Origin of the sequence: Aeromonas sp. s12 (assembly GCF_040907925.1) — a bacterium.
Taxonomy (GTDB): domain Bacteria; phylum Pseudomonadota; class Gammaproteobacteria; order Enterobacterales; family Aeromonadaceae; genus Aeromonas; species Aeromonas veronii.
This window is the reverse complement of the sequence record NZ_JBFOCT010000017.1, coordinates 83,852-108,279: the sequence shown is the minus strand read 5'-3', so window position 1 is coordinate 108,279 and position 24,428 is coordinate 83,852. Positions and strand designations below refer to the sequence as shown.

At 57.5% G+C, this 24,428-nt stretch carries 24 protein-coding genes and 3 tRNA genes; 15 read left to right on the top strand and 12 right to left on the bottom strand.

The features are described 5' to 3' along the window. Positions 1-20 precede the first annotated feature (20 nt). From rstA to AB5Y67_RS09090, 4 genes are all read right to left on the bottom strand, one after another. Positions 21-731 carry a two-component system response regulator RstA gene (rstA, locus tag AB5Y67_RS09105; RefSeq protein ID WP_199428074.1) on the bottom strand — a complete coding sequence of 237 codons (711 nt, stop codon included), beginning with the start codon at positions 729-731 and terminating at the stop codon, positions 21-23. A gap of 310 nt (positions 732-1,041) precedes the next feature. Then, a tRNA-His gene (locus AB5Y67_RS09100) sits at positions 1,042-1,117 on the bottom strand. Positions 1,118-1,169: 52 nt separating this feature from the next. Then, positions 1,170-1,246, bottom strand: a tRNA-Arg gene (locus tag AB5Y67_RS09095). 37 nt (positions 1,247-1,283) lie between these two features. Beyond that, positions 1,284-1,360, bottom strand: a tRNA-Pro gene (locus AB5Y67_RS09090). A gap of 213 nt (positions 1,361-1,573) precedes the next feature. On the opposite strand from AB5Y67_RS09090, the gene folD reads away from it, so the two are divergent. Next, a complete protein-coding gene (gene folD / locus AB5Y67_RS09085) occupies positions 1,574-2,428 on the top strand; it encodes a bifunctional methylenetetrahydrofolate dehydrogenase/methenyltetrahydrofolate cyclohydrolase FolD (protein WP_064338144.1) in 855 nt (284 codons plus the stop codon). A 117-nt stretch (positions 2,429-2,545) separates the two neighbouring features. On the opposite strand, the gene cspD is transcribed toward folD, so the two are convergent. After that, positions 2,546-2,764 carry a cold shock-like protein CspD gene (cspD, locus tag AB5Y67_RS09080; RefSeq protein ID WP_005300025.1) on the bottom strand — a complete coding sequence of 73 codons (219 nt, stop codon included), beginning with the start codon at positions 2,762-2,764 and terminating at the stop codon, positions 2,546-2,548. Positions 2,765-2,993: 229 nt separating this feature from the next. Between cspD and clpS the strand changes: the two genes are divergently transcribed. Beyond that, positions 2,994-3,311 (top strand): ATP-dependent Clp protease adapter ClpS, encoded by a 318-nt coding sequence (gene clpS / locus AB5Y67_RS09075; RefSeq protein WP_005337111.1) that lies wholly within the window; start codon positions 2,994-2,996, stop codon positions 3,309-3,311. A gap of 59 nt (positions 3,312-3,370) precedes the next feature. Then, the gene (clpA, locus tag AB5Y67_RS09070; RefSeq protein ID WP_005337110.1) at positions 3,371-5,626 is read left to right on the top strand and encodes an ATP-dependent Clp protease ATP-binding subunit ClpA; all 2,256 of its coding nucleotides are present in this window, start codon (positions 3,371-3,373) and stop codon (positions 5,624-5,626) included. Between the two features lie 68 nt (positions 5,627-5,694). On the opposite strand, the gene infA is transcribed toward clpA, so the two are convergent. From infA to aat, 3 genes are all read right to left on the bottom strand, one after another. Beyond that, positions 5,695-5,913 (bottom strand): translation initiation factor IF-1, encoded by a 219-nt coding sequence (gene infA / locus AB5Y67_RS09065; RefSeq protein ID WP_005300033.1) that lies wholly within the window; start codon positions 5,911-5,913, stop codon positions 5,695-5,697. Positions 5,914-5,981: 68 nt separating this feature from the next. Then, on the bottom strand, positions 5,982-6,698 hold the full coding sequence (locus AB5Y67_RS09060) for an arginyltransferase (protein ID WP_005351203.1): 717 nt from the start codon (positions 6,696-6,698) through the stop codon (positions 5,982-5,984). Further along, positions 6,695-7,402, bottom strand: a complete 708-nt coding sequence (gene aat, locus AB5Y67_RS09055; protein WP_064338142.1) for a leucyl/phenylalanyl-tRNA--protein transferase — start codon at positions 7,400-7,402, stop codon at positions 6,695-6,697. Before aat ends, AB5Y67_RS09060 begins: the two co-directional genes overlap by 4 nt. Before the next feature lie 19 nt (positions 7,403-7,421). Here aat and AB5Y67_RS09050 point away from each other — a divergent pair, with 19 nt between their 5' ends. Further along, positions 7,422-7,892 carry a glycine zipper 2TM domain-containing protein gene (locus tag AB5Y67_RS09050; RefSeq protein ID WP_064338141.1) on the top strand — a complete coding sequence of 157 codons (471 nt, stop codon included), beginning with the start codon at positions 7,422-7,424 and terminating at the stop codon, positions 7,890-7,892. A 108-nt stretch (positions 7,893-8,000) separates the two neighbouring features. On the opposite strand, the gene AB5Y67_RS09045 is transcribed toward AB5Y67_RS09050, so the two are convergent. The 3 genes from AB5Y67_RS09045 to ald form a co-directional block, all read right to left on the bottom strand. Then, positions 8,001-9,248 carry a diguanylate cyclase gene (locus AB5Y67_RS09045; protein WP_064338140.1) on the bottom strand — a complete coding sequence of 416 codons (1,248 nt, stop codon included), beginning with the start codon at positions 9,246-9,248 and terminating at the stop codon, positions 8,001-8,003. Between the two features lie 62 nt (positions 9,249-9,310). Further along, a complete protein-coding gene (gene trxB / locus AB5Y67_RS09040) occupies positions 9,311-10,261 on the bottom strand; it encodes a thioredoxin-disulfide reductase (RefSeq protein WP_019445530.1) in 951 nt (316 codons plus the stop codon). 185 nt (positions 10,262-10,446) lie between these two features. After that, the gene (gene ald / locus AB5Y67_RS09035) at positions 10,447-11,562 is read right to left on the bottom strand and encodes an alanine dehydrogenase (RefSeq protein ID WP_005337098.1); all 1,116 of its coding nucleotides are present in this window, start codon (positions 11,560-11,562) and stop codon (positions 10,447-10,449) included. Positions 11,563-11,712: 150 nt separating this feature from the next. Here ald and lrp point away from each other — a divergent pair, with 150 nt between their 5' ends. The 5 genes from lrp to serS all read left to right on the top strand — a co-directional run bounded on the left by lrp (position 11,713) and on the right by serS (position 18,628). Further along, positions 11,713-12,204 (top strand): leucine-responsive transcriptional regulator Lrp, encoded by a 492-nt coding sequence (gene lrp / locus AB5Y67_RS09030; RefSeq protein WP_005300047.1) that lies wholly within the window; start codon positions 11,713-11,715, stop codon positions 12,202-12,204. A gap of 202 nt (positions 12,205-12,406) precedes the next feature. Continuing rightward, positions 12,407-14,923 carry a DNA translocase FtsK gene (locus AB5Y67_RS09025; protein ID WP_270819055.1) on the top strand — a complete coding sequence of 839 codons (2,517 nt, stop codon included), beginning with the start codon at positions 12,407-12,409 and terminating at the stop codon, positions 14,921-14,923. An 80-nt stretch (positions 14,924-15,003) separates the two neighbouring features. After that, positions 15,004-15,612, top strand: a complete 609-nt coding sequence (lolA, locus tag AB5Y67_RS09020) for an outer membrane lipoprotein chaperone LolA (RefSeq protein WP_041202312.1) — start codon at positions 15,004-15,006, stop codon at positions 15,610-15,612. A 76-nt stretch (positions 15,613-15,688) separates the two neighbouring features. Further along, positions 15,689-17,026, top strand: a complete 1,338-nt coding sequence (locus AB5Y67_RS09015; protein ID WP_368207680.1) for a replication-associated recombination protein A — start codon at positions 15,689-15,691, stop codon at positions 17,024-17,026. Between the two features lie 306 nt (positions 17,027-17,332). Next, on the top strand, positions 17,333-18,628 hold the full coding sequence (gene serS, locus AB5Y67_RS09010; RefSeq protein WP_005351225.1) for a serine--tRNA ligase: 1,296 nt from the start codon (positions 17,333-17,335) through the stop codon (positions 18,626-18,628). 2 nt (positions 18,629-18,630) lie between these two features. Here the strand turns inward: serS and AB5Y67_RS09005 are convergent, their stop codons facing one another. Then, a complete protein-coding gene (locus tag AB5Y67_RS09005; protein ID WP_155396129.1) occupies positions 18,631-18,807 on the bottom strand; it encodes a hypothetical protein in 177 nt (58 codons plus the stop codon). A gap of 8 nt (positions 18,808-18,815) precedes the next feature. On the opposite strand from AB5Y67_RS09005, the gene AB5Y67_RS09000 reads away from it, so the two are divergent. From AB5Y67_RS09000 to AB5Y67_RS08975, 6 genes are all read left to right on the top strand, one after another. Beyond that, complete coding sequence (locus AB5Y67_RS09000) at positions 18,816-19,304, top strand: CvpA family protein (RefSeq protein ID WP_005337086.1); 489 nt, start codon at positions 18,816-18,818, stop codon at positions 19,302-19,304. A 21-nt stretch (positions 19,305-19,325) separates the two neighbouring features. Further along, positions 19,326-20,846 (top strand): amidophosphoribosyltransferase, encoded by a 1,521-nt coding sequence (purF, locus tag AB5Y67_RS08995; protein WP_005351229.1) that lies wholly within the window; start codon positions 19,326-19,328, stop codon positions 20,844-20,846. Positions 20,847-21,051: 205 nt separating this feature from the next. After that, positions 21,052-21,810, top strand: a complete 759-nt coding sequence (gene miaE, locus AB5Y67_RS08990) for a tRNA-(ms[2]io[6]A)-hydroxylase (protein ID WP_005346385.1) — start codon at positions 21,052-21,054, stop codon at positions 21,808-21,810. A 303-nt stretch (positions 21,811-22,113) separates the two neighbouring features. After that, entirely contained in the window at positions 22,114-22,758 is a 645-nt protein-coding gene (gene adk, locus AB5Y67_RS08985) for an adenylate kinase (protein ID WP_005337083.1), read from the top strand. Between the two features lie 98 nt (positions 22,759-22,856). Further along, positions 22,857-23,831 carry a ferrochelatase gene (gene hemH / locus AB5Y67_RS08980; protein ID WP_064338137.1) on the top strand — a complete coding sequence of 325 codons (975 nt, stop codon included), beginning with the start codon at positions 22,857-22,859 and terminating at the stop codon, positions 23,829-23,831. Between the two features lie 34 nt (positions 23,832-23,865). Further along, the gene (locus tag AB5Y67_RS08975) at positions 23,866-24,258 is read left to right on the top strand and encodes an MAPEG family protein (protein ID WP_064338136.1); all 393 of its coding nucleotides are present in this window, start codon (positions 23,866-23,868) and stop codon (positions 24,256-24,258) included. The last annotated feature ends 170 nt before the right edge of the window (positions 24,259-24,428 follow it).

Sequence of the window (24,428 nt, the reverse complement as noted above, 5' to 3'; positions counted from 1 at the left end):
GCGGTGCTCCCGAAAGAGGGTTATTCCCAGGCGTGGGGGACGAAGAGGTAGCCTTTCTGACGCACTGTCTTGATCCGGGCCGGGTTGTCGGGGTTATCACCCAGTTTGCGGCGCAGGCGGGAGATGGCCACATCCATGCTGCGATCCTGACCGTCGTACTCCCGGCCGCGCAAGCTGCGAAAGAGGGCTTCCCGACTCAAGATTTGGCCCGCGTGACAAGCGAGTTCCCACAGCAGATCAAAGTCGGCGGTCGAGAGGGCAATGCTCTCGCCATCGAGGCGCACATCTCGTCCCGGACCATCCACCCGCAGCCGACCAAATTGCAGCTGCTGGGGAGCACTGCTGGTGGCGGCAGGTTGAGTTGATGTTTGCTGGTGCTGACGAAACTGCACCCGAAGTCGGGCCAGCAGCACGGGGGGCGGGGTGGTTTTAAGGATGTAGTCGTTGGCACCCAGCTCCAGACTCAGGATCTGGTTCATGTCGCTATCAAGCGAGGTGAGCATCACGATGGGGCCGTCGAAGCGCGGCCGCAGATCCCGACAGAGGGACATGCCATCTTGCCCTGGCAGCATGATATCGAGCAGCACCAGATCGGGCTGTTCGGCCTCGACCCGGGCCAGCGCCATGTCCCCTCTGGGCTCGAGGATCACGTCCATATCGTGGCGACCGAGCCAACTGCTGATGAGCTGGCCAATCTCGGGATCATCTTCGACAAAAAGAATGCGTTGCATAGAAAAGCTCCAACGGAAAGCAGGAGAGAAGAAGAGCGATCAGCATATCAATGGCGCTTGGGAAATACAGAAAAAGAACCGGGCAGGCTGATGTGCGGGGGAGCGTGGCTGTGTCATCGATGGGGAGAAGCCATCGTGACAAATGGGCGGAGCCGCGTTTATCGAGCTGGAGGATGACCTTGCAGACAAGGCAAGGCGCTGTGGAGCGCAAAACAAAAAAACCGGCCAAGGCCGGTTTTTCGTGGAGCAGACCAGAAGTCACTGCACCAGGTCGATGGACATCACCTTGCGGCGATTATCGACAGAATAATGGGGTGGCTGATGGGGCTCGAACCCACGACAACCGGAATCACAATCCGGGACTCTACCAACTGAGCTACAGCCACCACTAAAATCTTCATCAACACTCGCCAATCCAGAAGAAAAGGAGAGTATCAATGGCGCGCCCTGCAGGATTCGAACCTGCGACCCACGGCTTAGAAGGCCGTTGCTCTATCCAACTGAGCTAAGGGCGCTTTGTATCAACACGTCTTAGGGACGAGTCGATGAACATGGTCGGTGATAAAGGATTCGAACCTTTGACCCTCTGGTCCCAAACCAGATGCGCTACCGGACTGCGCTAATCACCGAAAATCCCTGACCAGCATATCGACAAGAGTCGTACTGGGCAACGGGCGGGCATCATAGCCAAGCGTAAGGGGCAGCGTCAACGACTTTTTCCCCCAGTAAATTCAAGTGCCTACTTATTGCCCGCTACAGGTCTGGTGTGCGTCTGCCGCTAACATCCCGGCTAAAAAAATGCGACAATGCGCGGCAGTTGAACACATGGTGAGTGGAGAACGATGTCTGCCAAAATCATAGATGGAAAACAGGTTGCGCAAACGATTCGCAGCCAGGTCGCGGCGCAAGTCCAACAGCGGTTGGCGGCAGGGAAACGGGCTCCAGGGCTGGCAGTCATTCTGGTGGGGGCGGATCCCGCCTCTCAGGTCTATGTCGGCAGCAAACGCCGGGCATGTGAGGAGGTGGGTTTTCTCTCCCGCTCCTATGACCTGAGTGCCACTGCCAGTCAGGAAGAGCTGCTGGCGCTGATTGATCAGCTGAATGCGGATAGCCACGTAGATGGCATTTTGGTTCAGTTGCCGTTGCCGGATCACTTTGATACCACTCAGGTGCTGGAGCGGATCCAGCCTGACAAGGATGTAGATGGATTCCACCCGTATAACGTCGGCCGTCTGGCACAACGTATTCCGGCGCTGCGCCCCTGCACTCCGAAAGGGATCATGACGCTGATCGAGACCACCGGCGTGAAGACGCACGGTCTGCATGCGGTCGTGGTGGGAGCGTCCAACATAGTGGGGCGTCCCATGACCCTCGAATTGTTGCTGGCGGGCTGCACAACCACGACCTGTCACCGTTTTACGCGGGATCTGGAAGAGCAGGTTCGCCGTGCCGATCTGCTGGTTGTTGCTGTCGGCAAGCCCAACTTCATTCCTGGCGAGTGGATCAAACCGGGGGCACTGGTAATCGATGTGGGCATCAATCGCTTGGCTGATGGCTCGTTGGTCGGGGATGTGGAGTTTGAGACGGCGCGCAGCCATGCCGCCTTCATTACCCCGGTACCCGGTGGCGTCGGCCCAATGACGGTCGCCAGCCTGATGGAAAATACCCTGATCGCCTGTAGTGAATATCACGACTGATCATGGCTGGTGATAACCCTGTGATCCCGTGAGGAGGCAGGATTCGCCAGAAATCTGACAATAAAAAACCGGTTGCTCAGAGAGGAACCGGTTTTTTATTTATCCAACGGGCGTTATTTACATATTTTGTGCTTCGTTTGGCACAATCACAGAGGCGTGATTTCCTTTCGGCCCCTGTTGCAGTTCAAAATTGACAGCCTGACCCGCTTTCAGGGTCTTGTAGCCCTCCATTTGAATCGTGGAGTAGTGAGCGAAGATATCCTCACCGCCCCCTTCCGGACAGATAAACCCAAATCCTTTTGCGTTGTTAAACCACTTAACTGTGCCGGTTGCCATACTTCTACATCCTTTTATTGATTACCCAGAAGTCGTTGAGTAACCTGCGCCAGCCCTTTATAACTAGGGACATGGGCCCATAGCAGACGGGCACAGATTAGCAAGTAACCAATCTAGTCTAACTTTTGAGCGAGTCAAGAAGTTGTTAACAGCTGATGTGATCTGGTTAACAAGTCTATTGACAACCTTGTGTTAGACGGTAGTAATCTAGAGGTACCAAAGCGCGATTATGAGCAAGCAGAAAGAACTCTTTGCTAATGAAGAGATTGCAGAAGCAGAGAAAACAAAGCTGCAGCCGCCACCCATGTATAAGGTTGTGTTGAACAACGATGACTACACGCCCATGGAGTTTGTGGTGGAGGTGCTGCAAAAGTTCTTTGGTATGGATTTGGACAAGGCGACTCAGGTCATGCTGAGTGTGCATTATAGTGGTAAGGGTGTCTGCGGCATGTTTACCGCAGAGATCGCCGAAACCAAGGTCGTCCAGGTCAACACCTATGCACGTAACAACGAACATCCACTGCTCTGTACTATGGAAAAGGCTTGAATCTGATGACTTGATGGCGAGTGTGACACCACATTGTAGCTGTACTAGGGGAGGTGCCTATGTTGAATAAAGATCTAGAAAAGACGCTGAACGAGGCTTTCAAACTGGCCCGTGACGAGCGCCACGAATTCATGACCGTCGAGCACCTGTTGTTAGCCCTTCTGGATAACAGTTCAGCCCATGAGGCGCTGAGCTCTTGTGGTGCCGATGTTGAGCAGATGCGCAAGGAGATCCGCGCATTCATCACCCAAACTACTCCGCTCATACCGCGCGATGATGAAGATCGTGAAACCCAGCCGACACTGGGCTTCCAGCGTGTGTTGCAGCGTGCCGTCTTCCATGTGCAATCCTCCGGCAATACCGAAGTCAGCGGCGCCAACGTGCTGGTCGCTATCTTCAGTGAGCAGGAGTCACAAGCTGCCTATTTCCTGAAAAAAGCCGAGATCAGCCGTCTCGACGTCGTCAATTTCCTCTCCCACGGGGTTCGCAAGGACAGCAAGCCGGATCTCGGCAGCAATAACAATCCCGAGTCTGATGATGATGTTTCGGCCGCCCAGATAGAGAGCTTTGCCACCAACCTGAATCAGCTGGTGCTGGAAGGGCGCATCGATCCGCTGATTGGCCGTGATCAGGAGCTCAATCGTACCATTCAGGTGCTCTGCCGCCGTCGCAAGAACAACCCGCTGCTGGTGGGTGAAGCAGGCGTGGGTAAAACCGCCATTGCCGAAGGTCTGGCCTATCGAATCGTCAAGGGGGATGTCCCCGAGGTGATTGCGGGCAGTACCATCTATTCGCTGGATATGGGGTCTCTGCTGGCGGGCACCAAATACCGTGGTGATTTCGAGAAGCGCCTCAAGGTACTGCTCAAGCAGATTGAGCGTCAGGAAGGGGCCATTCTCTTTATCGACGAGATACATACCATCATTGGTGCCGGTGCGGCATCCGGTGGTCAGCTGGATGCGGCCAACCTGATCAAGCCGCTGCTCTCCAATGGTTTGCTCCGCTGTGTGGGATCCACCACTTATCAGGAGTACGCCCAGATCTTCGAGAAAGACCGTGCGTTGGCCCGTCGCTTCCAGAAGATCGATATTGTTGAGCCGACTATCGATGACACCACGCGCATCCTGATGGGGCTCAAGAGTCGCTACGAAGCCCACCACGGCGTGCGCTATACCGCCAAGGCGATCCGTGCAGCTGCCGAGCTCTCTGCCAAGTACATCAATGATCGTCATTTACCCGACAAGGCGATCGACGTGATCGACGAAGCGGGTGCCGGTCAGCGGTTGCTGCCGGCGAGCAAGCGCAAGAAAGTGATCAATGTGCAAGAAATTGAGTCCATCGTAGCCAAGATCGCCCGCATTCCTGAGAAATCAGTTTCTTCCTCGGATAAAGAGGTGCTAAAGAACCTGGAGCGCAATCTCAAGATGGTGGTTTTTGGTCAGGATAAAGCCATCGAGGTGCTGACCGATGCGATTCGCCTCTCTCGTTCAGGTTTGGGTAACGAGCGTCGCCCGGTAGGGTGCTTCCTCTTCGCTGGTCCGACCGGGGTGGGCAAGACCGAGGTCACCCAGCAGCTTGGTAAGGCGCTGGGTGTCGAGATGCTGCGCTTTGATATGTCCGAGTACATGGAGCGTCACACCGTCTCTCGTCTGATTGGTGCGCCTCCCGGCTATGTCGGTTTTGAGCAGGGTGGTCTGCTGACTGATGCGGTGATCAAGCATCCTCATTCCGTCGTGTTGCTTGACGAAATTGAGAAAGCTCACCCGGACGTATTCAATCTGCTGTTGCAGGTGATGGACAACGGCACCCTGACCGACAACAACGGGCGCAAGGCGGATTTCCGTAACGTGATTTTGGTCATGACTACCAACGCAGGTGTGCAGGAGACTCAGCGTAAATCGATTGGCTTCCAGCAACAGGATTTGAGCCACGATGCCATGGCGGTGATCAACAAGACCTTCAGTCCGGAGTTTCGCAACCGGCTTGATCACACCATCTGGTTCAACCATCTGGATATGACGGTGATCCATCAGGTGGTCGACAAGTTCATTGTCGAATTGCAGGTTCAACTGGATGCGAAGGGAGTTTCTCTCGAGGTGTCCGAGCGTGCTCGCCACTGGTTGGCGGAGAAGGGGTATGACAGAGCCATGGGCGCCAGACCGATGGGTCGGGTAATCCAGGAGCACCTCAAGAAACCCCTGGCCAACGAGATCCTGTTCGGTTCACTGGTTGACGGGGGAATAGTGAAGGTTGAGTTGGTAAATGACAGCCTCAGCTTTGATTTTCAGGTCAATGTTGAAGCTGTTTCCCACTAAGCGTCAGTGATCAGAAAACGACAAAAAACCCCAACCGAAAGGTTGGGGTTTTTTGCTGAATTCCTGGCTTAGCGAGAGCGGAAAACAATACGTCCCTTGGAGAGATCGTAGGGAGTCAGTGCTACCGTTACTTTGTCTCCAGTCAGGATACGAATGTAGTTTTTGCGCATCTTGCCTGAAATATGAGCGATAACCACGTGACCATTCTCCAGTTCCACACGGAACATGGTATTGGGCAGGGTTTCGAGAATAGTGCCCTGCATCTCAATACTGTCTTCTTTAGCCATTGAATCCTCTTGATAAGCCACAACAAAAAACCGCTGGATCATGCCGGATTTAAGGCTATGTGTAAAGTTTACTCGGGCTTGGTGTCGATATTTTTCCATTCCCCCTGAATTAACAGCTCATGAGGGAGGTAATTGCGTTTGTAATTCATCTTGCGACACGCCTCTACCAGATAGCCAAGATAGAGCCAGCTTCGCCCGGTTCGCCTGGCCAGATCGAGCTGGCAAAGGATGGCAAAGGTGCCCAGGGAGCGATCGGCATAATCCGGATCGAAGAAGGTGTACATGGCGCTCAAGGAGTGGGGTAGCAGGTCTGTGGTGGCCACGCCGATAAGACGGCCCTCCTTGCGCATCTCCAGATAGAGTGGCGGCATCCAGTCACAATGGAGAAAACCGCGATACTGGCTGCGGTTGGGGGGATACATGCTGCCATCGTGGTGGCGTTCGCGGATATAGCGTTCGTAGAGCAGGTAATACTCGGGTTTGTCATCGTAGCTCAGGACGATCTCGATATCCCTGTTGAGCTGGCGGATCCGCTTCTGGCCGCGGCTGGGACGAAAGTGTTCACTGTGAATACGAAGGGATTGGCAGGCATGGCACGCCGGGCAGTGGGGACGATAGATGTCGTTGCCACTGCGGCGAAAACCGGCAGTCAACAATCGTTCGTAACCGTTGGCGTTGAGCAGATTGTGATCCATCAGCACCAGCAACTGCTCCTGTTCATGGTCCAGATAACTGCAGGGATGCTTGGGGGTCAGCCCTACTTTGAGGATCACTTCTTCAGTCATAAGCTGATCTCCCCCTCTTGCCAGCAGGAAGCCAATAGTGGTTGATGGCCAAGGCGCGCGAGCTCAGCCAGAAAACGGGCCCGTGGCCACTCCTCGATACCCAGGGTCGCCAGAAACGGGTTTTGCATCTGGCAATCGATGAGGGCGCCGTGATGGCGGGCGAAGTGGCGACAGAGTGCCACCATGGCAAGTTTGGCACCGTTATCAATCCGGCTGAACATGGATTCACCGCAAAACAGTCGGCCGATAGAGAGGCCATACAGTCCCGCTTGCAGCTCTCCCTCCTGCCAGATCTCGATAGAGTGGGCATGACCCAGCCGGTGCAACTGCTGGTAGGCATCGATCATGGGTTGGCTGATCCAGGTGCCATCGGCAGTGCGACGAGGGGCGGCGCAGGCAGTAATGACTTCATTAAAGGCGCGATTGACGGAAATATCGAATGGGGTTCGGCGGATAATCTTCTGCAGTGTCCGCCCCACATGGAGTTGGTCGGGACGGATCACCCCGCGGGGATCCGGTGACCACCACAGGGTCGGTTGGTGGGGTTCATTCCACGGAAAGATCCCCTTGTGATAAGCTGCCAGCAATCTGGCCGGGGAGAGATCCCCGCCGATCGCCAGCAAGCCGTTGGGCTCTTCCAGCGCATGGCTGGGGTCGGGAAACCAGCAAAGCTCATCATCCAGTTGGGTAAGATAGCGAGACATAAGGCAACGAGGTTCATAGATGAAGGCCATTATCCTGATAGTATCCAGCTTGCTCTGCTTTGTCACGGCGCCCGCCGGGGCGGAGGTCTACCAGCGCAATACCGCGCGGCCGGTCAATCAGGTGGTGTTTGGTCAGGTCGAAACGGTGCGCAATATTACCCAGCGCCAGATCCTGGAGTCCGAGCACTCTGGCTGGAAGACGCTTGGTGGTGCCGTGTTGGGCGGTCTGCTGGGCAACCAGTTTGGCGGCGGTCATGGCCGTGAAATCGCCACCGCCGTCGGCGCGCTTGCGGGGGCTGCAGCTGCGCAGCAATACCAGTCCGAGGGAACCGTGGTGGAAAACAAGTTGGTGGAGCTGCTGATCCGCAACGAGCAAAATGCCCTTATCAACGTGATCCAGGATTATGATCCCGCCATGGTCTTTGCCAATGGGGACAAGGTGCGCATTCTCTACTTCGATGATGGGGTGCGGGTCGACAAGACTTACTGACTTTCGATAGTCATGGTGATGGGGAGACTGTGGCAGGGAAGGAACCCGCAGACTCTCCTGTCGGAAAGTCTGTCGGGCGGTAATACACGGGACTGATGCCCTGAGGATTCAGATAGCTGTCTCTTGAGAGACTATCTTATCGCGACCGGTGTTCTTTGCCTGATAGAGCAGCCGATCCGCTACGCTCAGCGCCTCGTCCATGGATATCCGCCCGACGCTGATCACGCCGTAACTGGCGCGAACAAAGAGCGGGGTTTCCGGTGACAAGGGTTGCTGGCGCAGCTGCTGACGCAGCCCTTCAAGACGCTTGATCAACACGGGGACGGTACAGTGAGGCACCATCATGGCAAACTCCTCTCCGCCAAACCGGGCGATCATGGCATCGGGGAAGAACTGGGTCAGTAGCCGGGTCAGATGGCAGAGCAGTTGATCGCCGATGGCATGGCCCCAGTGATCGTTGACCTGCTTGAAGTGATCCACATCGAGCACACAGAGTGCAAGAGGCGTCTGCTGGCGCTGATATTCTTCAAACCATTTTTGCCCTTCGTTGAACCAGTAGCGCCGATTGTAGAGACCGGTCAGGTAGTCACGATTGGCTGACTCCTGAATGCTGTTGAACTGCTCGAGCGCTTCCAGATTGTGGCTGACCCGACACTGCAGTTCTTCCGGCTCGAACGGCTGGTTGAGAAAGTCGTTGGCGCCCTGCTTGAGATAGCGAGCAGAGAGACCGCGCTTGTCCGAGACCGAGATCCCGATAATCGCGAGCTGCTGCTTGCTGTAACGCTCTCTCAGCATCCGCACCAGACTGATGCCATCGATATCCGGCATATAGTAGTCGACCAGTGCCAGCCGGATGTCCGGGTGTTGCTCCAGCATCGCCATCGCTTCACGGGCATGACTGGCCTCATGCACCTGCAACAACTGCTTGCGCAACTGGGCCATGGTGCGGTGACGGGAGGTGCGTGAGTCGTCGACTACCAGCACTTCGATCGACTGGTTGAGATAGAGGCGGTGCACCAGACTGACGGCATATTGCAGCGAGTGGCGCGAATCCTTCATCACATAGTCCAGCACGCCGGTTTCCAGCCAGGCGGCACGTTTATCCTCGCTGATGTCGGCAGTGAGGATCACCACCGGCAAACCTCGAGCCAGCAGCTCGTTGACCGCTTCGCCACGGGGCGCATCCGGCAAGGTCAGGTCCACCAGCGCGACCACATACTCCTCGCCCCGGCAGTGACGGGCACCTTCGAGGGTATCGAAGGCGTCAATCTCGAGGCCTGTCTGCTGGGCAATGGCCTGAGTCAGCATACGGCGGATGGTCAGGCTATCTTCGACAATCAATATCTTCTGTTTCATTAGACTCCTTTAAATAAAAAAGGCATACCGACTGGTATGCCTTATATCACATCTGCGCTTGTTTATTGCGCGTCGAGGTAGCGTTCGGCATCGAGGGCTGCCATGCAGCCGGTACCGGCAGAGGTGATCGCCTGACGGTAGTTGTGGTCGGCCACGTCGCCGGCAGCGAAGACACCTTCAATGCTGGTCTGGGTGGCAAAACCGTCGAGGCCGCCACGTACCTTCAGATAACCGTTTTGCATCTCCAGCTGGCCATCGAAGATCTGGGTATTGGGCTGATGGCCGATGGCGATGAAGACGCCCATCAGCGGCAGCTCGCTGGTGCTGTTGTCCTGAGTGTTGCGCAGGCGCACACCGGTGACCCCCATCTGATCGCCCAGCACTTCGTCCAGGGTCTGGTGGGTGTGCAGCACGATGTTGCCGCTCGCGACTTTGTCGTGCAGACGCTTGATCAGGATCTTCTCGGCACGGAACTCGTCGCGGCGGTGGATCAGGTGCACCTTTTTGGCGATGTTGGCCAGATACAAGGCCTCTTCAACAGCGGTGTTGCCGCCGCCGATCACCGCCACTTCCTGATTGCGGTAGAAGAAACCGTCACAGGTGGCACAGGCGGAGACGCCGCGCCCCTTGAAGGCCTCTTCGGAGGGCAGGCCCAGATACTTGGCGGAGGCGCCGGTCGCAATGATCAGGGCATCGCAGGTGTATTCGCCGTTGTCCCCTTTGAGGCGGAACGGGCGCTGAGTCAGTTCGACACTGTTGATGTGATCAAACAGGATGCGGGTGTCGAACTTCTCTGCATGCTCTTTCATGCGCTCCATCAGGGCAGGGCCGGTCAGCCCTTCCGGATCACCTGGCCAGTTCTCCACTTCGGTGGTGGTGGTCAGCTGACCCCCTTGCTGCATGCCGGTGATGAGCAGTGGATTGAGGTTGGCGCGGGCGGCGTAGACGGCCGCGGTGTAACCGGCCGGGCCTGACCCTAAGATCAGCAATTTGCTGTGAGTGACTTGGCTCATGATGTCATTTCCGGGATGTGATGAGTTTGCGCGATTGTAGGTAATTCGTGATCCGGGGTCAAAGGCTGGTGAGTCGATTGCACTAATCGTGTTCACAAGGGGTGACATGCAAAATAAAGGAATAAAAAAACCGCCCATCGCGGGCGGATTTTCACTCATCTCCAACTGGCGCAGGCCAGCGCAGATCAGTTCAGCAGGGTCAGGGGATCCGTGTAGGCAAGGCCATGTGCCACGGCCACTTCCTTGCAGGTGAGCTTGCCCTCCATCACGTTGAGCCCGTGCAACAGGTTGGGGTCGCTCAGCAGTGCCTGACGATACCCTTGCTGGGCCAGCTTGATGATAAAGGGGAGGGTGGCATTGTTGAGCGCCACGGTCGAGGTGCGGGCCACCGCCCCCGGCATGTTGGCGACACAGTAGTGCACCACTTCATCGACAATATAGGTCGGATCCTGGTGGGTGGTGGCGTGGGAGGTTTCCACACAGCCGCCCTGATCGATGGCCACATCGACGATGGCAGAACCCGGCTTCATGCGCGCAATGTGGTCACGGCGGACAAGTTTTGGCGCAGTGGCACCCGGTACCAGCACGCCACCGATGACCAGATCGGCCGCCAGCAGATGGCGCTCCAGCGTCTCGCTGTTGGAGTAGACCACCTTGGCCGCTCCCTGGAACTCGTTATCGAGACGGCGCAGGGTATCGACGTTGTTATCGAGGATGGTGACATCCGCGCGCAGGCCAATGGCCATGCGGGCCGCATTGGAGCCGACCACGCCGCCACCGATGATCACCACCTTGGCCGGTTCGACACCGGGTACGCCGCCGAGCAGCACACCGCTACCACCGCGCGATTTTTCCAGCGCTTGGGCACCCGCCTGAATAGACATGCGACCTGCGACTTCCGACATGGGGGCCAGCAGGGGCAGGCCGCCACGGCCGTCGGTGACGGTTTCATAGGCGATACAGATGGCGCCGCTTTTCAGCAGGGCTTCGGTCTGGGGCAAGTCTGGCGCCAGATGCAGATAGGTGAACAGGGTTTGACCCGGACGCAGCATGGCACATTCGACAGGCTGAGGTTCCTTGACCTTGACGATCATCTCGGCTTTGGCGAAAACCTCTGCTGCAGAGGCCAAAATTTCGGCGCCAACAGCGATATAATCTGCATCGCTGAAGCCAATGCCGTTTCCGGCACCGCTTTGGACGAAAACAGTATGGTTTCGTGCTGTCAGTTCACGTACACTGGCCGGAACCATGCCTACGCGGTATTCATGGTTTTTTATCTCTTTAGGTACACCGATAATCATGCTATCCCTCGTCTATAGATTGGTGTTTCATGTTGCCAAAATGTTAACCAACATTTGCGCCTAGTATATTCAGGTATTGACAGGATTTGTGACCATAATTATAAAATGACTGGTGATTCTTACCAAAAAATAGCCAAAGGATGGAATAAAATGATGGAAGCTAAGAGTCGGCTAAAGGATTTGGACAGGATTGACCGCAACATTCTTAATGAACTGCAAAAGGATGGCAGGATTTCGAATGTTGAGTTGTCCAAGCGAGTTGGCCTGAGTCCTACACCGTGTCTGGAACGGGTTCGTCGCCTCGAGCGACAAGGTTATATCGAAGGATATGCCGCTATTCTGAACCCTCATTATCTGGACGCATCTCTGCTGGTGTTTGTAGAGATAACCCTCAATCGCGGGGCGCCTGATGTGTTTGAACAGTTCAACAAGGCTGTTCAGGTACTCGAAGAGATCCAGGAGTGTCATCTGGTTTCCGGTGACTTCGACTATCTGCTCAAGACCCGAGTCAGCGACATGTCGGCTTACCGCCGTCTGTTGGGGGAAACCCTGCTGCGTCTGCCCGGTGTCAATGACACCCGCACCTATGTGGTGATGGAAGAGGTCAAGCAGAGCAGTCGTCTGGTGATCAGCACCCGATAAAGCAGGTTATGCCGTGGTGTCTTTTCCATATGAGACACCATGACAGTCAGAAACGAGCGGCCGGTCCGCTCGTTTCTTCTTGTAAAGATAATTGCAAATATGGCCCCGTCCCATCAGGCTCTGGCTGACAATCGATGGGCTTTTCGGGGATACTAGGCCCCCTTATTTCCTGCATTACATGTTTTCAGAAAGGAGCCGGAGTTTGGCCGATAAAAAGCTGTTTACTCCTTTATCAGGTATACAACGGATCTTCGAAGCCGTCTTGATCGCCATCACCCTGATGGCTGCTTATCTTCTGCTTGCCCTGTTGTCCTATCATCCCGCTGATCCCGGCTGGTCCCAGACCTCCTGGCAAGGGGAGGTGAAGAACCTCGCCGGTAGTGCCGGTGCCTGGCTCGCCGATATCACCATGTTTACCTTTGGTGCCTTCTCCTATCTGGTGCCGCCGCTGGTGGTGCTGCTGGGCTGGAGTCTGTTCTGGCGCCCGAGCCGTCTGCTCGATGTGGATTACCTCACCCTGGGGGTGCGGATCATCGGCTTTATCCTGACCGTGCTCGGCATGTCGGCAATTGCCAGCATGAACTTCAACGATATGCAAAACTTCTCCGCCGGTGGTCTGGTGGGGGATGTGATCGCTTCTGCAGTGGTGCCGCTGTTTGGCGGCGTCGGGGCCAACCTGATGCTGCTCTGCTTCGTGGCAACCGGCATCACCCTGTTTACCGGCTGGTCCTGGCTCACCATCGTCGAGCAGATCGGCGCGGCCTGTACCGGTTCGGTCAGCGCTGTTTACCACTTCCCGACCACCCTCGGCCGCTGGCTGACCGGTGGCTGGCGTCAACCTCGCAACGAGGGGCCGGATCCCTTGTTGGAAGGCGGGGTAGGGGCCATCGCGTTTGATGATGAGGAAGATGAGCCGCACACCAGCTGGACTCGCAAGCCCAAGGCCAAGAATCAGAAGGCTGCCGCCGAAGAGTGGCTGCCGGAACTCGACGACGATACCTTCGAGTTCGACCCACAGTTTGATGATGAAGAGGACGAGCCGACTCCGGCTGCCAAGCCGAAACGTGCGGTGGCGGCCGCCAATGGTCGCCGCCAGCCGGTACTGGCTGTGGCCGACGACGATGATGAGGACGATCTGGATCTGCCGTGGGCCGAAGGGGACGACGAGGTCGCCGCGCCGGTAGTCGTCGCACCAACCAAGCCCAAGCGTCGTCCGCAGTCAACAATGCCGCCGTTGCCGAGTATCGAACTGCTGGACAGACCGCCAGCCAAGACCCAGATGATGAGCAAGGATGAGCTGGATCGCATGGGGCGTCTGGTGGAGGCCAAGCTTGCCGACTACAACGTGCAGGCCAAGGTGGTCGGTGTCTATCCGGGCCCGGTCATTACTCGTTTCGAGCTGGATCTGGCGCCGGGCATGAAGGCGAGCAAGATCACCAACCTCTCGCGCGATCTGGCCCGCTCCTTGTCTGCAAGCAGCGTGCGGGTGGTTGAGGTGATCCCGGGCAAGACTTATGTGGGGATCGAGCTGCCCAACCGGGTGCGTCAGACCGTTTATCTGCGCGAAACCCTTGACTGCGATGCTTTCCGCGATAGCCGCAACCCGCTCACCATGGGCCTGGGTCAGGACATCGCCGGCGAGCCGGTGGTGGTGAACCTGGCCAAGATGCCGCACCTGCTGGTGGCCGGTACCACAGGTTCAGGTAAGTCGGTGGGGGTCAACACCATGATCATCTCGATGCTCTACAAGTCATCCCCCGATGATCTGCGCTTCATCATGATCGACCCCAAGATGCTGGAACTCTCGGTCTACGAAGGGATCCCGCATCTGCTGACCGAGGTGGTGACCGACATGAAGGACGCCGCCAACGCCCTGCGCTGGTGTGTGGGCGAGATGGAGCGCCGTTACAAGCTGATGTCGGCGGTCGGGGTGCGTAACCTCAAGGGCTACAACGACAAGGTACTGGCCGCCATCGAGGAGGGAGAACCCCTGCTGGATCCGTTGTGGCGCCCGGGTGACTCCATGGATCAGATGCCGCCGGAGCTGGAGAAGCTGCCCCACATCGTGGTGGTGGTGGACGAATTTGCCGACATGATGATGATCGTCGGCAAGAAGGTGGAAGAGCTGATCGCCCGTATCGCCCAGAAGGCGCGGGCCGCCGGTATTCACCTCATTCTGGCGACCCAGCGCCCGTCGGTGGATGTCATTACCGGTCTTATCAAGGCCAACATCCCGACCCGTATTTCGTTCCAGGTGTCGAGCAAGATCGACTCGCGCACCATCATCGATCAGGGCGGCGCCGAATCTCTGCTCGGTATGGGCGACATGCTCTACATGCCGGCTGGGACCTCCAACCCGACCCGCGTACACGGTGCGTTCGTCGATGATCACGAAGTGCACAAGGTGGTGGCGGACTGGAAACTGCGCGGCGAGCCGAACTACATCGAGGAGATCCTCTCCGGTGAGTCGGGTGGCGAAGGTGGCAGCGGCGAATATGGCAGTGGTGGCGATGAAGAGCTCGACCCCCTGTTCGACGAAGCGGTTGCTTTCGTGGTGGAGTCCCGCCGTGGCTCGACCTCCAGCGTCCAGCGCAAGTTCAAGATTGGTTACAACCGGGCAGCCCGTCTCATCGAGCAGATGGAGAATCAGGGCATCGTTAGCTCACCGGGTGGCAATGGTCAGCGCGACGTGTTGGCACCGCCGCCGGTGCGGGACTAAGCCTCACCGTTTCATACTATCCCTGGCCATGCCCTCCGTGGGCGTGGCCTTTTATCGAGAGCGTCTTTATGAAGAGCGTGATGAAAAAACAACTGTTGATGGGTACCGTGCTGCTGATGGCCAGCAGCCAGGTGTGGGCCGATGCGGCCAGCGATCTCAAACAGAAGCTGGCGGGGGTGAGCCTCTTCTCCGCCAAATTTGCCCAGACCGTCTATGACAGCAAGGGCAAGGAGCTGCAAAAGGCCAGCGGCGACCTGCTGGTGCAGCGGCCAAACCGTTTCAACTGGCACACTACCTCGCCGGACGAGAGCCTGATCGTGGCAGATGGTCAGGATGTCTGGGTCTATGATCCCTTCGTCGAGCAGGTCACTGCCCTCAAGCTGAAAGATGCGGTGCTCAACACCCCCTTTATCTTGATCGCCGGTAATGACGACAAGTTCTGGAAGAACTATGACGTGACCCAGCAGGGCGATGTCTACACCGTCACCAGCCGCAACAAGGATGAGCTGATCGCCTCCTTCCGTGTCACCTTCGACAGACAAGACAACATCAGTCGTTTCGATGTGAAAGAGGCGCAAGGGCAGTGGAGTGAATTCACCCTGAGCAGCTTCAACCGCAAGCCGGTGCTCAAGGGCAACGAATTTGTTTTCAAGATCCCGAAGGGGGTAGAGCTGGACGACCAGCGCTAATGAGCAAGCGGTCGTTGGATTGCTCGCCACCGCGCCAGTCAAAGGCGAGTGGCGTGACGCTGGGTGGTCAATACAGATGAGTAACTTGTCGCTGGATTTCTCGTCGGACTTTCGTCCGCTGGCGGCCCGGATGCGGCCGCAAAACCTCGACCAGTATATCGGTCAGCAACATATCCTGGGGGCTGACAAGCCCCTGCGCAAAGCCATTCTGGCTGGTCACTGCCACTCGATGATCCTGTGGGGACCGCCCGGTACCGGCAAGACTACGCTGGCGGAGTTGATGGCTCACTACTGTCAGGCGGAAGTGGAGCGACTCTCTGCGGTCACCTCCGGCATCAAGGAGATCCGCGCCGCCATCGACAAGGCCAAAGAGAACAGCTGGCGCGGAGTGCGCACCATTCTGTTCGTGGATGAGGTGCACCGCTTCAACAAGAGCCAGCAGGATGTGTTCCTGCCTCACATCGAAGATGGCACCATCACCTTTATCGGTGCCACCACTGAAAACCCCTCGTTCGAACTCAACAACGCACTGCTCTCACGAGCCCGGGTCTATCTGCTCAAGCGACTGGAGGAGAGCGATATTCTCGCCATGCTCGATCAGGCGATGACCGATCCCCGTGGTCTCAATGATCCGGCACTCACCTTCGCCCCCGGCGTCAAAGAGGCGCTGGCCAAGGCGGTGGATGGGGACGGGCGTAAATCCCTCAACTATCTGGAGCTGTTGGCCGACATGGCCGAAACCGACAGTATAGGGGCGCGGGTGATCGACAGTGCCCTGCTCGCCGCCGTGGTGGGGGAGCATGTGGCCCGCTTCGACAAGGGGGGCGATCACTTCTACGACCTCATCTCGGCGGTGCACAAATCCATTCGCGGCTCGGCGCCGGATGCGGCGCTCTATTGGTACGCCCGTATGGTGAGCGCCGGTTGCGATCCCCTCTATATTGCCCGCCGCTTGCTGGCGATTGCCTCGGAAGATGTGGGCAATGCCGATCCCCGTGCCATGCAGGTCGCCCTGTCGGCCTGGGATTGTTTCCATCGGATTGGGCCGGCGGAAGGGGAGCGGGCTATCGCCCAGGCGATCGTCTATCTCGCCTGCGCCCCGAAAAGCAATGCGGTCTATACCGCCTGGAAGGCGGCGCTTCATGATGCCAAAAACCTCCCTGACTTCGAGGTGCCGGTACACCTGCGCAATGCGCCGACCAAGCTGATGAGCGATCTGGGCTATGGCGCCGAGTATCGCTATGCCCATGACGAGCCGGGCGCCTATGCCGCTGGCGAGCAGTATTTTCCGCCCGAGCTGGCGGGCAAGCAGTACTACCAGCCCACCGATCGCGGCCTTGAAAAGCAGATTGGCCAGAAGCTCGATTACCTCCATGAACTGGACAGGCAAAGTCCGCAGCAACGGGGCAAATAGCCCCTTTGTTACCTCGCATGGCTGAAAATTGGTCAGGCGTTTGAATATGCAGGACGGTTTGCGTGCCAAAGTCGGTAAAAACGACACAAATAGTCCCTGTTCGGGCGGGGGGGCGGTCTGCTACACTGCCCGTCTGACCCCGCTTGTCTTGGCCTTGCGCCATCTTCTTGATCTCGAAGGCCTGATAGTTAAGGCCCGATTCTGAAGACGATTGGGGTGCGCCAACCGATGTTAACTTCCGGATCTGTTTCCCAGCCCGTCATGACGACTCAGGCCCAGATCCCATTTTAAAAAAGTAGGTAAACCATGCTGGATCCCAAATATCTGCGCAGCGATATCGAAGAGGCTGCCGCTCGTCTGGCGACACGTGGCTACGTTCTGGACGTAGCGGCTGTCAACGCTCTGGAAGAGAAACGCAAGGATCTGCAGTCCCGTACCCAGGAGCTGCAGGCCGAGCGCAACGCCCGCTCCAAATCCATCGGTGAAGCTGCCCGTCGTGGTGAAGATGTTGCCCCGCTCAAGGCCGAAGTGACCAAGATCAACGACGAGCTGGAAACCAGCAAGGTCGAGCTGGATGCCCTGCTGGCCCAGCTGAAAGCCATTGCCGACGCCATCCCCAACCTGCCGAGCGAGACTACTCCGGTGGGCCGTGACGAGAACGACAACGTGGAAGTGCGCCGCTGGGGGACCCCGCGCGAGTTCAGCTTCCCGGTACGCGATCACATCGATCTGGGCGAAGCGGCCAAGGGCGTTGACTTCAAGAATGGCGTCAAACTCTCCGGTACCCGTTTCGTGGTGATGAAGGGTCAGATTGCCCGTCTGCACCGTGCCCTGGCTCAGTTCATGCTGGATCTGCACACCCAGCAGCACGGTTACACCGAGTGCTACGTGCCCTATCTGGTGAACCCGGACAGCCTCTATGGCACCGGTCAGTTGCCGAAATTTGCTCAGGACCTGTTCAACACCGGTATCGAAGGTGAAGGGGAAGAAGAGGGCAAGCTGCGCAAGTTCTCTCTGATCCCGACCTCTGAAGTGCCGCTCACCAACATGGCCCGTGACGAGATCTTTGACGCGCAAGAGCTGCCAATCAAGATGACCGCCCACAGCCCCTGCTTCCGCTCCGAAGCCGGTTCCTACGGTCGTGATACCCGTGGCCTCATCCGTATGCACCAGTTCGACAAGGTTGAAATGGTTCAGCTGGTTCACCCGGAGAAATCTTGGGATGCACTGGAAGAGATGGTGGGTCACGCCGAGAAGGTACTGCAACTGCTGGAGCTGCCGTATCGCGTGATGGCGCTCTCTACCGGTGACATGGGCTTCTGCGCTTCCAAGACCTACGATCTGGAAGTGTGGCTGCCGGCCCAGAATACTTACCGTGAGATCTCCTCTGTCTCCAACTGCACCGACTTCCAGGCGCGCCGCATGCAGGCTCGCGTGCGTATCGACGGCAAGCCGCAGCTGCTGCACACCCTGAACGGCTCCGGTCTGGCGGTGGGTCGTACCCTGGTTGCCGTGATGGAGAACTACCAGCAGGAAGATGGCCGCATCGCCATCCCGGCTGCGCTGCAATCCTACATGGGTGGCCTGACCCACATCGGGTAAGCTCACACCGCAGACCACAACGCCATGGCATTGCCATGGCGTTGTGCATTCTGGCGCCGATCAACCGTTTTAGTGCTGAAAAAATGCGGCTTTTCGGCGTCGCTTTGAACAGTTAACACATTTTTATCAAGCAATGCGCAATCGTTTTTGTTAGACTGCGCCGCAATTTCGCAGGACATCTCTTTCTATGGTCTGGATTGATTACGCCATCATCGGCATCGTCGGTTTCTCTGCTCTCATCAGCCTGGTGCGCGGCTTCGTCAAGGAGGCCATGTCTCTTGTCACCTGGTTCGTCGCCTTCTTTATTGCCAGCCATTTCTATCCCGATCTCGCCGTCTATTTCACCTCCTTCTCCGACGCGCTGGTTCGCAACGGTCTGGCCATCGCGGCGCTGTTTGTGGCGACCCTGATCCTCGGCAGCGTGGTCAACTATGTGGTGGGCCTGTTGGTGGACAAGACGGGTCTCTCCGGTACCGATCGGGTGCTGGGGGTCTGCTTCGGTGCAATTCGCGGGGTGCTGATCGTCAGTGCCCTGCTTTTTTTCATGGATACCTTCACCAGCCTCTCCCAGAGCGACTGGTGGGTGGCGTCCAAGCTGGTGCCGGAGTTCAAGCCGGTGATCCAGTGGTTTTTCGGGTTCATGTTGAACTCATCCAGTTTTCTTAAACAGGTATAGTGACTTCGAGGTAGCAAAGACATGTGTGGTATTGTCGGTATAGTTGGCACCACCCCCGTCAATCAGGCCCTCTACGACGCCTTGACGGTGTTGCAGCACAGGGGACAGGATGCCGCCGGGATCGTGACCATTGATAGTGGAAACTTCCGGCAACGCAAGGCCAATGGCCTGGTGAAGGACGTGTTTGAAGTGCGCCACATGCAGCGTTTGCAAGGGAACATCGGCATAGGTCATGTCAGATACCCCACCGCAGGCAGCTCAAGTGCCGCTGAAGCCCAACCTTTTTATGTGAACTCGCCCTACGGCATGGTGCTGGCCCATAACGGCAACCTCACCAACGCCAAGGAGCTCAAGGAGCAGCAGTTCAAGGTCGCCCGCCGTCACATCAACACCACCTCCGACTCGGAAGTGCTGCTGAACGTGCTGGCCCACGAGCTGGATCGCTGTGACAAGATGGCGCTGCGTCCCGAAGATATCTTCGCCGCGGTGCGCAGAACCCATCAGCAGATCCGCGGTGCTTATGCGGTGGTCTCGCTGGTGATTGGCCATGGTCTCATCGGTTTTCGTGATCCCAACGGCATTCGTCCGCTGATCCTCGGTCGTCGTCAGGACGAGCAGGGCCAGGTGGAGTACATGCTCGCCTCCGAGAGCGTGGCGCTCGACGCCATCGGTTTCGAGACGGTGCGGGATATTGCGCCGGGTGAAGCCATCTACATTACCGAGCAGGGTCAACTCTTCTCCGAGCAGTGTGCGGAGAACCCGCAGATGAGCTCCTGTATCTTCGAATATGTCTATTTCGCCCGTCCCGATTCGTGCATCGACAAGGTCTCGGTCTACGCCGCCCGCCTCAACATGGGTCGCAAGCTGGGTCAGAAGATTGCCCGCGAGTGGGAAGATCTCGATGTAGACGTGGTCATCCCCATCCCCGAGACCTCCTGTGACGTGGCGCTGGAGATCGCCCATACCCTCGACCTGCCGTACCGTCAGGGCTTCGTGAAGAACCGCTACATCGGCCGTACCTTCATCATGCCGGGCCAGACCCAGCGCAAGAAGTCGGTGCGTCGCAAGCTCAACGCCATCAGCTCCGAATTCAAGGGCAAGAAGGTGTTGCTGGTGGACGATTCCATCGTGCGTGGTACCACGTCCGAGCAGATCATCCAGATGGCCCGTGAAGCAGGGGCAGCCAAGGTCTACTTCGCCTCGGCGGCGCCGGAAATTCGCTTCCCCAACGTCTATGGCATCGATATGCCCACAGCCAACGAGCTGATCGCCCACGGCCGCGAAGTGGAAGAGGTGTGCAAGCTGATTGGCGCTGACGGTCTGATTTTCCAGGATCTGGAAGATCTGGAAGCCGCCGTACGGGAGATCAACCCGGATCTGCGTCACTTCGAGACCTCGGTGTTCAATGGCCACTACGTCACCTCCGACGTGGACCAGTCCTATCTGGATCATCTCAATGCCCTACGCAACGATGACACCAAAGCGGTGCGTGAATGGCAGGAAGGCACCAGCAATCTGGAAATTTTTAACGAAGGTAGTTAAACGTTTGCGGTTTTGCCGGATGGGATAGCGAGATGGGGGCCAGTGGCCCCCATTGTCGTTTCTACCTTGCACGGGCAGAAGGGGTAGGGGGTATCTGTTTGAAAAACATCCGTTTATCTTGCCGGATATGGGCATGGCCAGCGGGATCCGCTAGCATAGGCGGCAACATATATGATCGATACGCTTTTAAGAGACGAGAGTTCAGATGGATGATCTGCTAGCCCCGGTGCGCCAGTTTTTGCAGTGCGAGACCCCGGATGAGTGGGTAGAGATGGCGCGGGATCCGGCCCGTTTACCGACCTTGCTCATCGATCACGCCAACTGCGAGACCAAGGCCGCACTCACTGCCCACAGTCTGGTGCGCCGCTACTGCCTGCCCAAGGGCAAGCGCCATCTGCTGCCCAAGCTGGAGTTTTATCGCGAGCTGGATGCCATCCCGGAGAAGGCCGAGATCCTGGGCAAACGCAGCATGGGAGAGTCTGATCGCACCGTCTTTGCCGAGCTGGAGCGCAATCCACTGCTGTTTCCCATGGTGCGGCTCATTCAGGAGGAGCTGCATCACTTCGAGCAGGTGCTGGAGATCATGCAGGCCCGCGGCATCGAATACGGGCCGGTGACGGCCTCCCGCTATGCCCGCCAGTTGATGCAGCATGTGCGCACCCATGAGCCGGCCACCATAGTCGACAAGATGATCATCGGCGCCTATATCGAGGCACGCTCGTGCGAGCGGTTTGCCAAGCTGGCGCCCCATCTGGACGAAGAGCTGAGCCGCTTCTATGTCTCTTTGCTGCGCTCCGAAGCGCGCCACTATCAGGATTACCTGAGCCTGGCCGAACAGTACGCAGGGGAGGATATCAGCGAACGGGTGGCCTTCTTTGGCAAGCTGGAAGCCGAGCTAATCTGCTCGCCGGATCCGCAGTTCCGGTTTCATAGCGGCCTGCCTGTCACATCTGACAGTTGTTGACGCACAGGGGGCAAACTACTATTGCCCTGTTCCTACTACGAGCGACAAGTAGTTACTTTTGAGCGCAATTCCCGGCCCTGAGCCGGGATCTTTTTTTCTGTCGTACCTCCTTCCTGCTTTTGGCGCTCTATGCTGAATCCCTGGCTATTTTTGCGTCTTCCCCTTGCGATGAAATCCTGTTCGATCAGCCGGTTATTGTGGTGATAAAGTGCTCATTCAGGTGGCTCACCCTTGTAGAAACGGGCGAAACCGTGTACTTTTTTGCCTTCGCAAGATTTGAATAACCAATCAATAGGAGCGTGTATGCGCATTGTTCTGTTGGGGGCTCCGGGCGCCGGCAAAGGTACCCAGGCTCAGTTCATCATGGAAAAACACGGTATTCCCCAGATCTCCACCGGCGACATGCTGCGTGCGGCGATCAAAGCGGGCACCGAGCTCGGTCTGAAAGCCAAAGCTGTGATGGACGCAGGTCAGCTGGTCTCTGACGACATCATCATCGGTCTGGTGAAAGAGCGCATCGCTCAGCCGGACTGCGCCAAAGGCTTCCTGTTGGACGGTTTCCCGCGCACCATTCCCCAGGCGCAAGCCATGAAGGACGCCGGTGTCGTGGTTGATTTCGTGCTGGAGTTCGATGTGCCGGACGAAGAGATCGTCAAGCGCATGAGCGGCCGTCGCGTTCACTCCGGCTCCGGCCGTACCTACCACGTGGTGTTCAACCCGCCGAAAGTGGAAGGCAAGGATGACGTGACTGGTGAAGATCTGGTGATCCGCGCCGACGACGAAGAGACCACAGTACGCAAGCGTCTGGATGTATATCATCAGCAGACCGCGCCGCTGATCGGTTTCTACGGCAAAGAGGCGGAAGCGGGCCACACCCGTTACGTCAAGATCGACGGCACCCAGCCGGTTGATCTGGTCAGCAAGCAGCTTGCCACCATTCTGGGCTGATCTTTGCTGCCGGCACAGTTTCCCGTGCCATCAGATAAATAAAGAGAAGGGCCCTGTCGGGCCCTTTTTGCATAATGACAGATAGACAGGAAGCCAACGTGACCACGAAAACCGGAATATTGCTGGTCAATCTGGGTACCCCAGCCGCACCGACCACCGCTGCCGTCAAAGCGTTCCTCAGCCAGTTCCTGCACGATCCCCGTGTGGTGGACCTGCCCCGTTACCTCTGGTGTCCGCTGCTCCACTTCATCATCTTGCCGACGCGCTCGCCCAAAGTGGCCAAGCTCTATCAGCAGGTGTGGACCGAGCAGGGCTCGCCGCTGATGGTGATAAGCAAGCAGCAGCGCACCGCACTGGAGCAGGAGCTCAAGCGGGAGGGGGTTGAGGTGCCGGTGGAACTGGCGATGACCTATGGTTCCCCGTCAGTGAATGATGGCTGGCAGGCGCTCAAGGCCAAAGGGGTCAACCGGGTGATCCTGTTGCCGCTCTATCCGCAATATTCGGTCAGTACCACCGCCTCGGTCTTCGATGCCTGGGGCAAGGCGATGAAGAGAGAACGCAATCTGCCGGTGGTACGGCTTATTCGTGATTATCACGCCCATCCCGAATACATTCAGGCGCTGGCCATGAGCGTGCGCCGTCACTGGGAGCAGCACGGTCAGGGCGATCACCTGCTGATGTCGTTCCACGGTATTCCCGAGCGCTACGAGAACGAAGGGGACCCCTATGGTCACCAGTGTCGCCATACCGCCAGCTTGCTGGCCGAGGCGCTCGGGCTGGAGGCCGGGCAGTGGACGGCCAGCTTCCAGTCCCGCTTTGGCAAGGAGGAGTGGCTCAAGCCCTACACCGACGTGACCATCGCCGGTATGCCAGCTGCGGGCATCAAGCGGCTCGATGTAATTTGCCCCGCCTTTGCCGCCGACTGCCTCGAAACCCTTGAGGAAATTCAGGTACAGAACCGGGAGATCTTCATGGAGGCTGGTGGCGAGCGGTTTGAATATATTCCGGCCCTCAACAGCGATCAGGCCCATATCAGGATGATGGTCTCGCTCATCTGCCGCGAATTGGCATGAGTGACCGGCAGTCAGTCAAACAAGGAGTCGAGTCATGGTACATATCACGCTGATTTATGCAGGTCTGCTGGGGCTGCTGTTTCTGGGGCTCTCCTTCTGGGTGGTCAGACGTCGTGCCCAGTTCGGGGTGATGATAGGGCAGGGGGAAGCTCCCGAGCTGCTGGCGGCGATCCGGGCTCACGGCAATTTTGCCGAGTATGTGCCGCTGACCCTGCTGCTGATGGCGCTGTGCGAGCTATCCGGTGCCGGTGCGCTCTGGCTGCATGCCGGTGGCGCCATGCTGTTGGTCGGCCGCATCCTGCATGCCATTGGCATCCAGATCCCCAAAGCCCCCAATGTGCCCCGTTTTCTGGGCACCTTGCTGTTCTGGCTAGCCCTCGGCCTCTTCTCGCTGCTGGCCCTGTTGCAGGGGATGGCGGCCGCCTGAAAACCGACGCTTTTTTATGCTATAGAGCCACCCCGGGCGGGGTGGTTTTTATATGGTGAAAAGGCAAACGTTTTTCCTTGCAAGCCTTGTCTATACTGACTCCATTATTTAAACAGGGCGACTTTTCGGGGCGGCGGATTGTGTTAAAATCCCGCCCCTCTTTCCCCCAG